Here is a 13,444-nt window from a genome sequence, read left to right on the forward strand (position 1 = left end):
CCCCGCTGTGACGTTGCTAGTAGCCGAATTGCGGAGGCTGCTGGTAGTACGGGGGCTGCTGGTACTGCGGAGGCTGCTGGTACTGCGGCGGATTCGGGTTCGACGGCACCTGGATCGGGATGGGCACCGGCAGGAACGGCACCGTGAGGTAGCTCGTCGTCATAGCCGGCGCCGTCGTGGTCGTCGTCGTGGTGGTCGTCGTGGTCGGCGGCGTCGTCGTGGTCGTTGTTGTGGTGGTCGTCGTCGTTGTGGTCGTCGGCGACGTCGTGGTCGTTGTGGTGGTCGGTGCGGGGCGCTCCACCGTGACGGTCTCCGGGGGCGGCGGAGGTGGCGCCTCATTGGTCACCGTCACCACGCTCGGCGGCGGCTCAACAGGGGGCGGCGGCTCAACGGGAGGCGGAGGCGGCAGCTCCGATGGAGGCGGCGGCAGGACTTCAGGCACGGAGGTCGCGGTGACCGGGGCCGTGCTGGGCTTGGGCGTCGAGTCGTCGGTCGCGCTCGTCAAGACGATCGCCACACCGCCGACGGCGACCAGTGCCACCACCGCGGCCAGCCCGAAGACCAACTGCGGCAACCGTTGCCAGGCTCGAGGTTCATCGTCATAGGTGGCGGCGGCCGGAACGTATTGCGACACCGCACGTGTCGTGCCGGTGTCGGCGGCGGCGTACGGGCTCTGTCCGCTGTAGGGGCTCTCGTAGGGATTGCCGGTGTACGGCAGCGGATCGGCGACGAGGTCATCGTCCTGCGACCAGGCCAGGGCGCGGAAGGTCGCCGATCCCGGGGCACTGGCATCGACGGCGCCCAGATCGATGGTGCCCGTGGCCAGTGCTGCCGACGCCACCCCGGTCTGGGCATCGGAGTCGGCGGCGAATGCGGCGAAGACCGCGGCCCCCACCGCGGCGTCGAGCGCCGGCTGCGGTGTGGTCACCACGGGTGACTGACTGTGTTCGGCCAACCGCCGAGTCACCAGCGGGATGCGCGCTCCCCCACCGACGGCGATCACGGACGAGACGTCAGCCCACGCAATCCTGTTGCGCAGCAATAATTCATCGAGTTCGGACAAGACCTTGTCCAATGGCGCCGCCATCAGCGTCTCGAGATCGTCCCGGGTGACCTGAACGGCGGATCGATGGCCCGGCAGTTCGACCGTCACCTCGGCCGCGTCCAGTTCGGACAGCGACTCCTTGGCCCGGCGGGACTCCTCTCGCAATACCGTCAACGACCCGACGGATGCGGTCCCCGCCGGATCGACGCCGTCGCTGTCGGCCACCGCGTCGAGCACGTGCGCCAGCAGAGTCTGGTCGATCTGGTCACCCGAGAAGTCGGGGACCCGCAGCGTCTCGATGGGCTCGAACGACGACGCGGCGTCAGCCAGGGTGATGCTGGTGCCACCACCACCGAAGTCCATGAGCGCAACGACGCCGCTGCTGGGCAGTCCCGGGTTGGCATGCAGCGCCGTCAGTGCCGCGACGGCGTCGGACACCAGTCGTGCGGGGACGCCGTTGGGTGAGAGTGCGGGTTTGGCCCGCATGGCGGCGCGCAGCGCTCGCAGCGTCGCACCATTCCAGTGCGCGGGCACCGCGACGGCGACCTGCGATGCGTCGCCGTCGCCGATCATCGCGTCGAGTGCCTCGACGACGAGGTTGTCGGCCAGATGTCGCGCGCCGTCCGCGGAGACCAGGGGCACAGGGTCGCCGACTCGTTCGACGAAACCGCTGAGTACCTGGTCGGATACGGTCAGCACGGATCGCCGCGTGACGGGTGGGTTGCCGACTCGAGCCGCAACCATGTTGGTGGTCCCGATCGACAACCCCAACGGGTCGCTCATAACGGACCCCACCATAGCCGCAACACCACCATAGGCGGCTCAGACACTCCGGTGGCAAACTATTCGAACAGCGTTCTGGCAGCTAGGTTTTGACCTTCTGGGTCTTGCGGAGCAGGGCCGAACCGGCAATGCCGACCACGATCATCGCGATGCCAAGCGCGGCGGGGGTCGCATCGGATACCCATCCCACGATGCCCGTCACCAGGATGAACGGCGGTAACCAGTCCAGCAGTCGGGCCAACGACTCGGGCGGGTCGGCGGCTTCCCCGATGGACTGCGAGAACTTGGCACCGGCGTAGTCGGGATAGAACTCGGTGAACTCGACGGCGAACAGAATCGCCGCGAGCGGCAGGATCCATCCCATCCAGAAGTCGTTGTCGGCTCGCAGCACAGTGCCGCCAAGCGCCCCGATGATGGCCGAGAACGTGAAGGCTCCGGCCCACACTGCCGAGATGGCGTAGTTGATCCGCATGAACAGCGGTGATTCCCAGTACTCCTCGGGCGTGGTGTCCTTGGCATAGGACATCGTGAAAGGCCGTCGGATCAGCAGTGTCACGATCGCGAAACTCGCGAGGGCGATGTTGCTGACCTCACCCGCCCACTGCTCGAGCCAGGTGATGACGCCGTCGGAGGCGACAAGTCCAAGGATTGCCATCACAACGAAGAACGCCGCGCCGAACACTTCGAGCAGGTGTATCGGGACACCGCGGCGCCACCCCACCCACAGGGTGAACAGGGTCAGGCCAAGGGCTGCGGACGCGGCCTCCTCGAACCTGCCGGGTCCGGACAGGATCGAAAGCAGCACCCACGGCGCGATGCCGGCGAGAGGCGATTTCACGTATCCGTCAATAAAACCCACGCCGGAAGCTTATGCGGACGCATGGACGTGTGTTGAAATGTCGAGATGGGTGACATCGACGAGATCCAGCAAGTGAAGTACCGCTACCTACGTGCGCTCGACACCAAGCACTGGGACGATTTCGCGGAGACACTCACCGAGGACATCGTCGGTGACTACGGCAGCTCGCTCGGCGAGGAGCACCACTTCACCGACCGGGACTCGCTGGTCGAGTTCATGCGCGCGGCGATGCCCGCCAACGTCATCACCGAGCATCGCGTGACACACCCCGAAATCACGGTGGACGGCGACGAGGCCACCGGCATCTGGTATCTGCAGGACCGGGTGATCGTCGCCGACTTCAACTTCATGCTCTCCGGTGCGGCGTTCTACGAGGACAGCTACCGGCGCACGCCCGACGGCTGGCGGATCAGCGCAACGGGTTACAAGCGCACCTACGAGGTGACGATGTCGACTGAGTCGATCACGAACTTCAAGGTGAAAGCCGGTCGCGCCGTCCGCACTTGATCACTTGGACACGGCGATGAGCGCACCGGGGCGCAGCCACTTGATGAGCTTGACCATCATCGCGTCATCGATCGCCACGCAGCCGGCCGTCGCCCCGCCATCGGTGGTGTGCAGGAAGAACGCGCCGCCCTTGCCGGGGACGCGCTCCTTGTTGACGCCCATCACGACCGCGTGGGCGTACTGCGGGATGTCGAGGTTCTCGGTGCCATCGCTCAGCGATGTGCTGAACGGGCACTTGCTCTTCTCGCACACCTGCATCAGGTTGTAGGTCGGGCTCTTCATGTCGCCGTCCCACCAGTGGTTGGGTCCGACCTGCTCGTACTGCAGTCCCCCGCCTGGATTCGGTTGTGTGCCAAAGGCGAAGTCGAGGGTATAGATGCCCATCGGCGTCAACAGCGAGCCGTCGTAGTGGTCGGGCGACATGCCCTTGGAGCCGATCTTGGCAGGCACCCCGGCGGCGATCGCTTGCCAGCCGGCCGCGGTGCGCTCGTACACGTCGAGCTTGGCGTCCGAGCCACCCACGCCCACAACCGAAATCACCTGGGTGGCGCCACCCACCTGGCTGGCGAACCACGGGATGAGTTCAGCACGGGCCACGGGCGCGGCCGCCAGGGACACCACCGCCACGCATAAGACGGTCAGCAGTCGGCGCACGTCCTCCATCGTTCGCAGACGACCGACGTCAGGTCAAGACAAGGATTGGACACAATCCGGTGCCGGTTTAGCCCGTGGCGCGCCCGGCTACGTTGGGTGCCATGGAACTGTGGCGACGCCGACGGGGCATTCAGCAGATCGGGGAGGGCCTCGGCACCCTCGACCGCGAGGTTTTCGAGGCGATCGCCGAGTCACCCAGCCCGTTGCTGGACGCGGTGATGCCGCGGCTGTCCTCGGCAGCCGACCACTCCAAGCTGTGGTTCGTGCTTGCGGCAGCCATCGGCGCGGTCGGCAGCACATCGGCCAAACGCGGCGCGGCCCGCGGTGTGGCCAGCCTCGCGGTGACCAGTCTGCTGACCAACCAGGTCGCCAAGCGGGTGTGGAAGCGGCCGCGACCGAACTGGGCCACCGTGCCCGTCGTGCGGCGCTCGCGGCGGATGCCCACCTCGAACTCACTGCCATCGGGTCACTCCGCCAGCGCAGCGGCGTTCGCCGTGGGAGTGGGGCTCGAGAGCCCACCCGTGGGGCTCGGCCTCGCACTGCTGGCAGGCATGGTGGGGGTTTCCCGCGTCGCCACCGGCGCGCACTATCCCGGCGACGTGCTGGCGGGTTTCGGGCTCGGGGCCGCCATCGCGGTGGTGGGGGCGCGAATCGTGCCCCCGATCGTCGAGGCCGGGTTGCCCACCGCCGACCCACTGCGGGTAGAGACCCCACCGCGGCCCGACGGCGCCGGGGTGGTGCTGGTCATCAACCCCACCTCCGGAAGCGGCACTGGGGCGCGCGTCGTCGAAGAAGTCCGCGAGGCGCTTCCGAGGGCCGAGATCGTGGAACTCGACGGTGCCGACGACATCCAGACGGCCCTGCGGGATGCGGCAGAACGCGCCGAGGTGCTCGCGGTCGGGGGCGGCGACGGAACCGTGTCGTGTGCCGCAGGCATCGCGCTGGAGACGGGTGTCCCCTTCGCGGTGTTCCCGGGCGGCACCTTCAACCACTTCGCCAAGGACATCGGCTGCGACACCGTGGCCCGCACCGTCGCCGCGATCCGCGAGGGCAGCATCGGCTGCGTGGATGTCCTGCGTCTCAACGAGACCGACACGGTCATCAACACGGCCAGTATCGGCGCCTATCCCGCGTTCGTCCGGACCCGCGAGAAGCTCGAACATAGGATCGGCAAGCCGCTGGCGGGCGCGTACGCCATCTTCCACACCCTGCGCCGCGAGGCACCCGTCCGAATCGCTTACGACAACAAGGTCCTTACGACCTCACTGTTCTTCCTCGGGAACTCGGTCTACCTCCCGTCGGGGTTCGCACCGTCACGGCGCACCCGAATGGACGACGGCCTGATCGACGTGCGCATCCTCGAGACCGGCCGCCGCCTGGCCACGTTGCGCATCGTGGTGTCGCTGGCGCTCGGGCGACTGGTGCGCAGTCCGCTCTATCACGAGATGCGGGTCCCCGAGTTCCGCTTCACCGCCGTCGACGGCCCCACCCCGCTCGCTCACGACGGGGAGGTCGAAATGACCTTGGAGGAGGCCAGTTTCAGCGTTCTCTACCGTGCGCTTCCGGTGTTTCGGCCTCTCCCGTGACAGCCCTGGACCCGCCGGAGAGCACAGGCAGGCAGGCGAGGAACCACAGGTAGCCGAGCGCCCATCCCGCCACCACGTCGGAGGGGTGGTGCACGTTCAGCGCGACACGGCCCACACCGACCGCGATGACCACGATCACGCCCGCGACGACGAGCCACGGCCACAGTCCCCGTCGCACGTAGGGGGCGAGGACCACCGCGAGCGCCAGCACGCTGACCATCACTCCGAGCGCGTGGCCGGACGGGAAGGACGTCGACAGCGCGTGGACCATCGCCGTGGCGGGCCGGGGTCGGTCCGCCAGGTACTTCGCCGCCTCGGTCAGCACGCCCGACAGCTCGATGCTGAGGATCAGGAACACCGCGATTCGGCGCTGCCGTCGCATGAACGCGTACACGATCAGGCCAACTGTGACGAGCCGGAACACCAACGGGGAGAACACCGTGCACACGGTGTTCCAGAACGTCACCCACATGTGGTTCTCGACGCCGGCCCGGTGCGCGGCGGCAAGTGCGGACGCATCGACATCGGCGACCCACGCCCACGGCGTCGTCCATCCGATCCACATCGCGACGTATGTCGCGGCGGCCAGAACCGCGAGGCCCAGCAGCACGGGCTTGCTCTTCGTCACTCGCCGCCTCCTAGCCGCACGTTTTCGCCTCTGCTCGCAGCGACGGCGTTAGTCTGCGCGAATGGCCGTATTTCTGCGCAGGCTACTAGGTATCGGCAAACTGCCCGACGACGTGCGCGGCGCGGTCGAGTCCGAGGGCGTGATTCACCTCGCCGAGTTCGTCCCCGTGACGTTCCGGTTCTCGGGGCGGATCCCCGGCAAGACCGCCCGGGGCAACCTTCGCAGCGACGTCGGCGCGCTGGCGCTCACCAATCGTCGCGTGCTCGGCACGTTGTCGACGGGGCCGAAGAAGGCGGGCCGCTCCGTCGACCACCAGTGGAACGACCCGGCCGGTTCGATGGTGCACGCCACCCTCGACGAGAGCGGGTTGACGCTGGATCTGCCCGATATCTCGACGGTGGACCCGACCCTCACCGGTTCGGTGTCGCTGCACTACAAGTCACCGCTGACGCAGGATGTTCTGCTGCGCCTGCCGGAGCGGTCCTTCACCTTCGACGTGCCGCCCAAGTTCGTCTACTCGATGTGCGGTGTGCCGCGCGGCTAGTCGCCGACGTCACCGTCGGTGTAGAACCACCGGCCGGCGCGACGTTCGAACTGGCTGCGCTCGTGCATCGCGGCCGCCCGGCCGTCGACGTTGTAGTGGGCGGTGAACTCCACCTCCCCACGATCGTCGCCAACCCCGCCGGCCGCGGTATCGGTCACCTCGAGACCGCGCCAGACGATGTCGGCGTCGATGCTGACGTCCGTCGGGCGCGTACGCGGGTGCCAGGTGCGGAAGACGTAGTCGGCATCACCACGCGCGTAGGCCGCGTATCGCGACCTCATCAACTCCTCGGCGGTCGCCGCATCGCGCCGGCCGTCGTGCAGTGGTTCACAGCAGGCCTCATAGTCGGCGCCGCTGCCGCACGGGCAGATCACGTCACGGGAGCAGGATGTAGGTCATCGTGGGCACGTGCTTGACGTCACGGGTGTGCCAAGCGCCGACGCCGCCGTATTGGGCGTTGTTCATCTCGGTGATGTTGAGGTAGAGGCCGTCGGGGCGTTGGCTCGTCGAGTTCACCCACGCGACGTGTCCATAGTCGGAAGCACCCTGCACACCTGGCTGGAACACGACCAACGAGCGGGGTTGGGCATCGTCGGTCACAGTCCACCCGCTGGCTCGTGCGGATGCCGGCCAGTCCTTGGCATTACCGCTCAAGGCCGGATAGCTGCCGGCCGCCTGGAACCATTTCTGCATCGCGCCGTCGGTGCATTGACCGGGCGTCGCACGGTTGACGTTGGTCGTCCGCCCTGTTGTTGGCCCATTGGTCGATGCGGGTTCCGATTCGAGTACCGGTTCGCCGTCGCCACAGTCGGGTGCGACGACACCGAGTGCGCCGGTATCGATGTATACCTCGGGGACGAAACTGCCGTCAGAGGTCTTGTACCACAAGTCATTCCACCCACCGGTGGGGACGCTGGGATTGAGGTGCCCTGTGACGGACTGCCCTCGCTGCGAACACACCAGCGTGAGCTGATCCCCCTGGTCGTACCAGGCATTCTGCGCGACGTTCAGGTTGGCATCCGCCATACGCTGCGTGTGCACCTTCACCGTGGCCGAGGTCTCGGCCTGCGCAGGCGCTGTGGTCATCGCCGCACACACCACGAACACACCGCCCAGCGCCGCCCCCGTCATAACTGTCCTGCCGGCGACCATTGTCCAGCCCCTTCCCGCTCGCGACGGATCGCGCGAGATCGTTGCCCCGGCTGGATGCCCCAAGGTCACGCCGACTCGCCCGTACCCAGGGCATATAGACGTCCGTATCCAAAACGTTACAAACGGGTCAGAAGTGACCATCGCGGCGTCAGAACGGTGGCGGGTGAGCTTGGATTCGCGCCCGGTTGACCCCGCGTTCCCAGGCGATCCGTGCGGCGCGCTCGGCCGCGCGGAGGCGTCGGCGCCGCGGCATATTGGCACCCCGCGGCCCGTTCGTCGGCGGTGGTTCACCGAGCGGCACGTGCCTGCCAGTGGGCACTGCCAGCTGCGGGAAGAACAGTGACCCGAGCGGCTTGGTCCGGTATCGGCGCCCACTCGGCGAGTCGAACTCGATGGTCCCGTCCGCGAGCTGAGTGTCGCGCCATCCGCCGGGCCCGCTCCAGAACGTCTTGAGCAGGTGATGGTGACGGCAGTACTGCTTCGCGTTCGACGGGTGGGTGCGCCCTCGGGGCCACGCGATCGTGTGGTCGGTGTCGCAGCGTTCGGCGGGATGGCAGCAGCCGGGGAACCGGCAGATCAGGTCACGGCACAACAGGAAGTCGGCCAGCCTCCGCGACGGCCGGTAGCGCGGTTCGGCGCCCAGTACGTCCGGGTCCGCGACAGGCCGGGCCTTGGCGCGGCCGGAGCCGATCAGCGTGCGCACCGTGCTGGCGGCGATGGGCCCCTGGCCGGGAAGGTATGCGGGCTTGTCGCTCTGTCCGGTGACCGCGGACTGTTCTGCGAGCACGTGCACGATCACCTGGCTCGGCGGTGCCACGGCGTCGTCGCCGGTGACGACTGGGCAGTCGGAACCACCGCACGCGCAGATCAGGGCGACACGACCCTCGACGAGGGCGATCACCGCATCGGCACGACGCTGGGCCTTGGTGCGGGGATCGTGGCGGCACACGGTGTCGGCCATCTGGTCGAGTCGCTTGTCGAGGGTGGCGGCATCGACGGCCGGCAGCCGGCCCGACACCTCGCTCAGTCCGTCCCGGTCGCCGGTGATGTCGATGTGGCGGTCACCGTTGCGTTCGCGGGCGACGCGACGTGCTTCGGGGTCCAACTCGATGACCAGCCAGTCGATGACGTCCTTCAGCTTCTCCTGCGATAGCGCGTTCCAGCTCGCCGCATTCTCGGCGAGGGCATCGTCGAGGCGGGCCAGGATGTCGGGGTCTTGGACCAGCGCGGTGCGAGTATCGATCGCCGTGACCACGCGCACGTCGAGGTCACCGGCGAGGAATCGTCGGGCCAGCTTGGGCAGGCGCGCGACCAGCGTCTGCCCCAGCGACATGTTCGCCGACGCCCGGAAGCGGCTCAGACCCAGCTCTGCGCCAACCTCGGCAGCCGCGACATCCCAGTCCTCCACACACCACATCCGGGTCTCCGCATCGGCTGCGCTCTCGCGGCGGACAGCGAACACACCCGCAGCCACGATCCGGCGGGCGGCCGCAGCGCGCTCAACCCGCAGCGCCTCGCTCATCGCCGCGAGCAGACTCGCGTCGTCGAGGCCAACCAGATCTTCGAACACACATTCGATATTGCTCGATCCGTCGTCTATCCGCCATGGGCCCAGAGCAATCTGTGGATGAATTTCGGACTGTGGATAACCGGGCTCGCGATGAACGCAACGGTTGCCGATCTGTCGCCCGACGTGTTGGGTGGACCCCCGATGAGAGACGACCGGTGAGCGGACCCGAACCCGACAACATCCTGTTGATGCACTGGCACGACCTGGGCCGCCACCTCGGGGCCTACGGTCACGCCGACGTCTCCAGCCCCCGGCTGGACCAGCTCGCCGCCGAGGGCATCCTGTTCACGAGGGCGCATGCAACAGCCCCGCTGTGCTCGCCGTCGCGCGGGTCGCTGTTCACCGGCCGGTACCCGCAGAGCAACGGCCTCGTCGGCCTCGCCCACCACGGCTGGGAGTACCGCTCGGGAGTTCGCACCCTGCCACACCGCTTGGCCGAATCTGGTTGGCACACTGCACTATTCGGCATGCAGCATGAGACGTCCTACCCGCCGACCCTGGGATTCGACACCTACGACGTGTCGAACTCGTACTGCGAGTACGTGGTCGAGCACGCGACGACCTGGTTGACACAAGCGCCCGAGGATCCGTTCCTACTCGTCACCGGCTTCTTCGAGACCCACCGCCCCTATCCCCCCGAGCGCTACGAACCCGCCGATCCCGATGCCGTCACCCTGCCGGACTACCTGCCCGATCTGCCCGACGTGCGCCAGGACCTGGCCGACTTCTACGGTTCGATATCGGTGGCCGATGCCGCCGTCGGTCGACTCCTGGACACGCTTGCCGAGACCGGACTGGACCACTCGACCTGGGTGGTGTTCCTCACCGATCACGGGCCGGCCCTGCCGCGCGCGAAGTCGACGCTGTACGACGCGGGCACCGGCATCGCGATGATCGTGCGGCCTCCGACGCGCTATCGGGCGCCCGGTCGCGTGTACGACGAACTGTTCAGTGGCGTGGATCTGATGCCCACGCTGCTCGAATTAATGGGCCTGCCGGTCCCCGAGGATGTCGAGGGACTCTCACACGCCACGACACTTCTCGAGCCCATTACGCATTCCACGCCCGTGCGTGACGCAATTTATACGATGAAGAACTATCACGATTCCTTCGATCCCATTCGAGCGATCAGAAAAAAGGAATTCAGCTACATTGAGAATTACGCGAATCGACCCATTCTGGAACTCCCCCTCGATATCGAGGAGAGCGCCCCGGGAAAGGTGATGGGCCCCTTGAATGCCGCGCCGCGCCCGGCACGCGAGCTCTACGATCTGCGCACCGACCCCACCGAGCGAGACAATCTGCTGACCGGCACCGTAACGCCGGATGTCGAGGCCATCGCCAGCGAGATGGCCCTGCTGCTCAACGACTGGCGCGAGAAGATGAACGACGTCATCCCCTCCGATTTCGCCGGCTCCCGCATTTCGGCCAGGTACACAGAGACATACCTGAGAATAAAGGGAATGGACCTACCCAGCCGTTCGGCAATCGCGACCGAACGCGGCGTCGACGACGCGCTCGGAACAAATCAATAGTTCGGCTCACCACGAATTAAAATTCAGCTCCGCTGGTGGACATGCGGGGTCATTTCGATGGCGTTAGGCTCACGCGCATGTCAGCCCCGCCTGCGTATCTGGTGCTCGCTTCACAGCGCAGTGGCAGCACGCTGCTCGTCGAATCTCTTCGGGCGACCGGCGTCGCCGGTGAGCCCGGCGAGTTCTTCCAGTACCTACCGAGCACCAGCCAGTCGCCGCAGCCGCGGGAGTGGTTCGCCGGTGTCGAGGACGAGTCGATCCTGCGTCTGCTCGACCCACTGGACGAGGGCCGGCTCGACCTCGCACCGCCCGAGATCTGGCGCGACTACATCCGCACCGTCGGCCGTACACCGAACGGCGTGTGGGGCGGCAAGCTGATGTGGAACCAGACGCCGCTGCTACTGCAACGTGCCGAGGGACTTCCGAACCGTTCGGGCACCGGCCTGCTGTCGGCGATCCGCGACGTCATCGGCGTCGATCCCGTGCTGGTGCACGTGCACCGTCCCGACGTTGTCTCCCAAGCGGTCTCGTTCTGGCGCGCGGTGCAGACCCGGGTGTGGCGGGGGCGATTGGACCCGGTCCGCGATGCGCGTGCCGAGTACCACGCGGGCGCCATCGCGCATGTCATCAGGATGCTGCAGACCCAGGAAGTGGGCTGGCGCAATTGGTTTGTCGAGGAGAACGTCGAGCCGATCGAGGTGCCCTACCCCCTGTTGTGGCGCAATCTCACCGAGATCGTCGGCACCGTGCTCGACGCGCTCGGCCTCGACCCCCGACTGGCCCCGGAACCGGTGCTGGAACGCCAGGCCGACCGCCGATCCGACGAATGGGTGGTCCGGTACCGCGCCGACGCGCAACGCGAGGGACTGCCGCTGTGACAGGCGAACCCGGCTCTAACCGCCCACCCGGGCGACCACGAAGACGCGGCGGAACGGGAAGAACGTGGTGCCGTCAGGACGCTGCGGGTAGGCCTCGGCCAGCAGCGGGGTGATATCCCGCAGATACTGCTGCCACAGGTTCTCGGGCAGCCGGCTCCTCACCTGGGTCAGCGCCGTGCCCATGATCCAGTCCAGAACCGGTGTCTGGCCAGTCAATTGATGGACATAGGTGGTCTCCCAGGCATCAACGGCGCAGCCCGCCTCGGTCAGGATGTCGGCGTAACCCGCGGGTGTGTTCACCACTTTCTCATCGCGGAACGGCATGTCCCGCAAGGGCTCGGCGAACGGTTCGGTGCGCGCGAGCGCCTTGACGGCCTCGTGCGAGGGGGCATTGAAGTTCCCCGGCACCTGCATCGCGATCCACGACCCGGGCGCCAACTGCCCCGCCCACCGCACCATCAGATCCGTGTGGCCGGGTACCCACTGCAGCGCCGCGTTCGACACGACCACGTCGGTGTCGGGTTGCGGTGACCACTCCTCGAGGTCCCCGACGACGGCGCCCAGGCCCCGATCGCGCGCAGCGGCCACCATCTCCGGTGAGGAGTCGACGGCCTCGATCGCAGCGTCGGGCCACCGCTTCGGCAGGCTGAGCGTGAGGTTGCCCGGCCCGCAGCCGAGGTCGACGACACGGCGTGGGTTCGTCGCTCCAACCCGCGCCAGCAGGTCGAAGAACGGGCGTCCACGATCGTCTGCGAAGGCCAGGTACACGTCGGGATTCCACATCATGCCATCCTCTCTGATGATGGAAACCTCAGACGCCGTACGTTCGATCTGGACATCGCTCGGGTTGCCCGGCATCGTCGACGTCCACACCCACTTCATGCCAAAGCCGGTGATGGACAAGGTGTGGCGGTACTTCGACGACGTGGGGCCGCTGGTTGGGCGGCCCTGGCCGATCACCTACCGCACTGACGAGGCCAACCGCCTGGCCACGCTGCGCGACTTCGGCGTGCGGGCCTTCACATCCCTGGTCTATCCGCACAAACCGCAGATGGCAGCCTGGCTGAATCAGTGGGCCACCCAGTTCGCGGCGGACACCCCGGACTGCCTGTCCACCGCCACGCTGTTCCCAGAACCCGGCGTGAGCGGTTACGTCGCTGAGGCGATCGACCGTGGCACCCGTGTGTTCAAGGTCCACGTCCAGGTCGGACAGTTCGACCCCAGCGATCCCCTGTTGGACGACGCATGGGGCGTGATTGCCGACGCCGGCGTCCCCGTCGTCATCCACTGCGGTTCGGGGCCGGCCCCCGGCGATCACACCGGGCCCGGGCCCATCCAGGCGTTGCTCGCGCGCCACCCGCGGCTGCGGCTGATCGTGGCGCACATGGGCATGCCCGAGTACACCGACTTCCTCGATATCTGCGACAGGTACGACGGGGTGCACCTCGACACCACCATGGCGTTCACCCCGTTCGTCGAGGAGAACATGCCCTTCCCCGCCGACGCATATCCACGCCTGCGCGACCTGGGTGATCGCATTCTGTTCGGTAGCGACTTCCCCAACATCCCGTACGGCTACGCCGACGCGCTCACCGCGGTGACCCGGCTGGACGATTTCGACGATGACTGGCGTCGCGACGTGCTGTACGACAACGGCGCCCGATTGTTCGACCTCGACCGCCAGGACAGTTTGCCGGGATAGC

Annotated in this window: 14 protein-coding genes; 6 read left to right on the top strand and 8 right to left on the bottom strand. The window is 67.2% G+C overall.

Annotated features, from left to right (window positions below; all coding sequences use genetic code 11):
* Positions 1 to 16 precede the first annotated feature (16 nt).
* Both ACZY0X_RS04355 and ACZY0X_RS04360 read right to left on the bottom strand, forming a co-directional pair.
* Positions 17 to 1,828: an Hsp70 family protein gene (locus ACZY0X_RS04355; protein ID WP_463768354.1), complete on the bottom strand. Its 1,812-nt coding sequence runs from the start codon at positions 1,826 to 1,828 to the stop codon at positions 17 to 19.
* A gap of 82 nt (positions 1,829 to 1,910) precedes the next feature.
* Complete coding sequence (locus ACZY0X_RS04360) at positions 1,911 to 2,687, bottom strand: DUF3159 domain-containing protein (protein ID WP_463768355.1); 777 nt, start codon at positions 2,685 to 2,687, stop codon at positions 1,911 to 1,913.
* 45 nt (positions 2,688 to 2,732) lie between these two features.
* Between ACZY0X_RS04360 and ACZY0X_RS04365 the strand changes: the two genes are divergently transcribed.
* Entirely contained in the window at positions 2,733 to 3,194 is a 462-nt protein-coding gene (locus ACZY0X_RS04365) for a nuclear transport factor 2 family protein (protein ID WP_463768356.1), read from the top strand.
* Here the strand turns inward: ACZY0X_RS04365 and ACZY0X_RS04370 are convergent, their stop codons facing one another.
* Positions 3,195 to 3,848 (bottom strand): L,D-transpeptidase family protein, encoded by a 654-nt coding sequence (locus tag ACZY0X_RS04370; RefSeq protein WP_463768768.1) that lies wholly within the window; start codon positions 3,846 to 3,848, stop codon positions 3,195 to 3,197.
* A 101-nt stretch (positions 3,849 to 3,949) separates the two neighbouring features.
* Between ACZY0X_RS04370 and ACZY0X_RS04375 the strand changes: the two genes are divergently transcribed.
* Positions 3,950 to 5,434, top strand: a complete 1,485-nt coding sequence (locus ACZY0X_RS04375) for a diacylglycerol kinase family protein (RefSeq protein ID WP_463768357.1) — start codon at positions 3,950 to 3,952, stop codon at positions 5,432 to 5,434.
* Here ACZY0X_RS04375 and ACZY0X_RS04380 read toward each other — a convergent pair.
* Positions 5,388 to 6,062 (bottom strand): phosphatase PAP2 family protein, encoded by a 675-nt coding sequence (locus ACZY0X_RS04380; RefSeq protein ID WP_463768359.1) that lies wholly within the window; start codon positions 6,060 to 6,062, stop codon positions 5,388 to 5,390. The genes ACZY0X_RS04375 and ACZY0X_RS04380 overlap by 47 nt on opposite strands.
* Before the next feature lie 61 nt (positions 6,063 to 6,123).
* Between ACZY0X_RS04380 and ACZY0X_RS04385 the strand changes: the two genes are divergently transcribed.
* On the top strand, positions 6,124 to 6,606 hold the full coding sequence (locus ACZY0X_RS04385; protein ID WP_463768360.1) for a hypothetical protein: 483 nt from the start codon (positions 6,124 to 6,126) through the stop codon (positions 6,604 to 6,606).
* Here the strand turns inward: ACZY0X_RS04385 and ACZY0X_RS04390 are convergent.
* From ACZY0X_RS04390 to ACZY0X_RS04400, 3 genes are all read right to left on the bottom strand, one after another.
* A complete protein-coding gene (locus ACZY0X_RS04390; RefSeq protein ID WP_463768362.1) occupies positions 6,603 to 6,980 on the bottom strand; it encodes a YchJ family protein in 378 nt (125 codons plus the stop codon). The two genes, ACZY0X_RS04385 and ACZY0X_RS04390, sit on opposite strands and share 4 nt — an antisense overlap.
* Before the next feature lies 1 nt (position 6,981).
* Positions 6,982 to 7,758, bottom strand: coding sequence for a CHAP domain-containing protein (locus tag ACZY0X_RS04395; RefSeq protein ID WP_463768363.1), 777 nt, complete (start codon positions 7,756 to 7,758; stop codon positions 6,982 to 6,984).
* 148 nt (positions 7,759 to 7,906) lie between these two features.
* Positions 7,907 to 9,328 (bottom strand): HNH endonuclease signature motif containing protein, encoded by a 1,422-nt coding sequence (locus ACZY0X_RS04400; RefSeq protein ID WP_463768364.1) that lies wholly within the window; start codon positions 9,326 to 9,328, stop codon positions 7,907 to 7,909.
* Positions 9,329 to 9,516: 188 nt separating this feature from the next.
* Here ACZY0X_RS04400 and ACZY0X_RS04405 point away from each other — a divergent pair, with 188 nt between their 5' ends.
* Both ACZY0X_RS04405 and stf0 read left to right on the top strand, forming a co-directional pair.
* Positions 9,517 to 10,863 (top strand): sulfatase family protein, encoded by a 1,347-nt coding sequence (locus tag ACZY0X_RS04405; protein ID WP_463768769.1) that lies wholly within the window; start codon positions 9,517 to 9,519, stop codon positions 10,861 to 10,863.
* A gap of 77 nt (positions 10,864 to 10,940) precedes the next feature.
* Positions 10,941 to 11,741, top strand: coding sequence for a trehalose 2-sulfotransferase (gene stf0 / locus ACZY0X_RS04410; RefSeq protein WP_463768365.1), 801 nt, complete (start codon positions 10,941 to 10,943; stop codon positions 11,739 to 11,741).
* 15 nt (positions 11,742 to 11,756) lie between these two features.
* Here stf0 and ACZY0X_RS04415 read toward each other — a convergent pair whose 3' ends face one another.
* The gene (locus ACZY0X_RS04415) at positions 11,757 to 12,524 is read right to left on the bottom strand and encodes a trans-aconitate 2-methyltransferase (protein ID WP_463768366.1); all 768 of its coding nucleotides are present in this window, start codon (positions 12,522 to 12,524) and stop codon (positions 11,757 to 11,759) included.
* Between the two features lie 16 nt (positions 12,525 to 12,540).
* Here ACZY0X_RS04415 and ACZY0X_RS04420 point away from each other — a divergent pair, with 16 nt between their 5' ends.
* Positions 12,541 to 13,443 carry an amidohydrolase family protein gene (locus ACZY0X_RS04420; protein WP_463768770.1) on the top strand — a complete coding sequence of 301 codons (903 nt, stop codon included), beginning with the start codon at positions 12,541 to 12,543 and terminating at the stop codon, positions 13,441 to 13,443.
* Position 13,444: the final 1 nt, after the last annotated feature.

This window comes from Mycobacterium sp. IDUB_39, assembly GCF_055419205.1.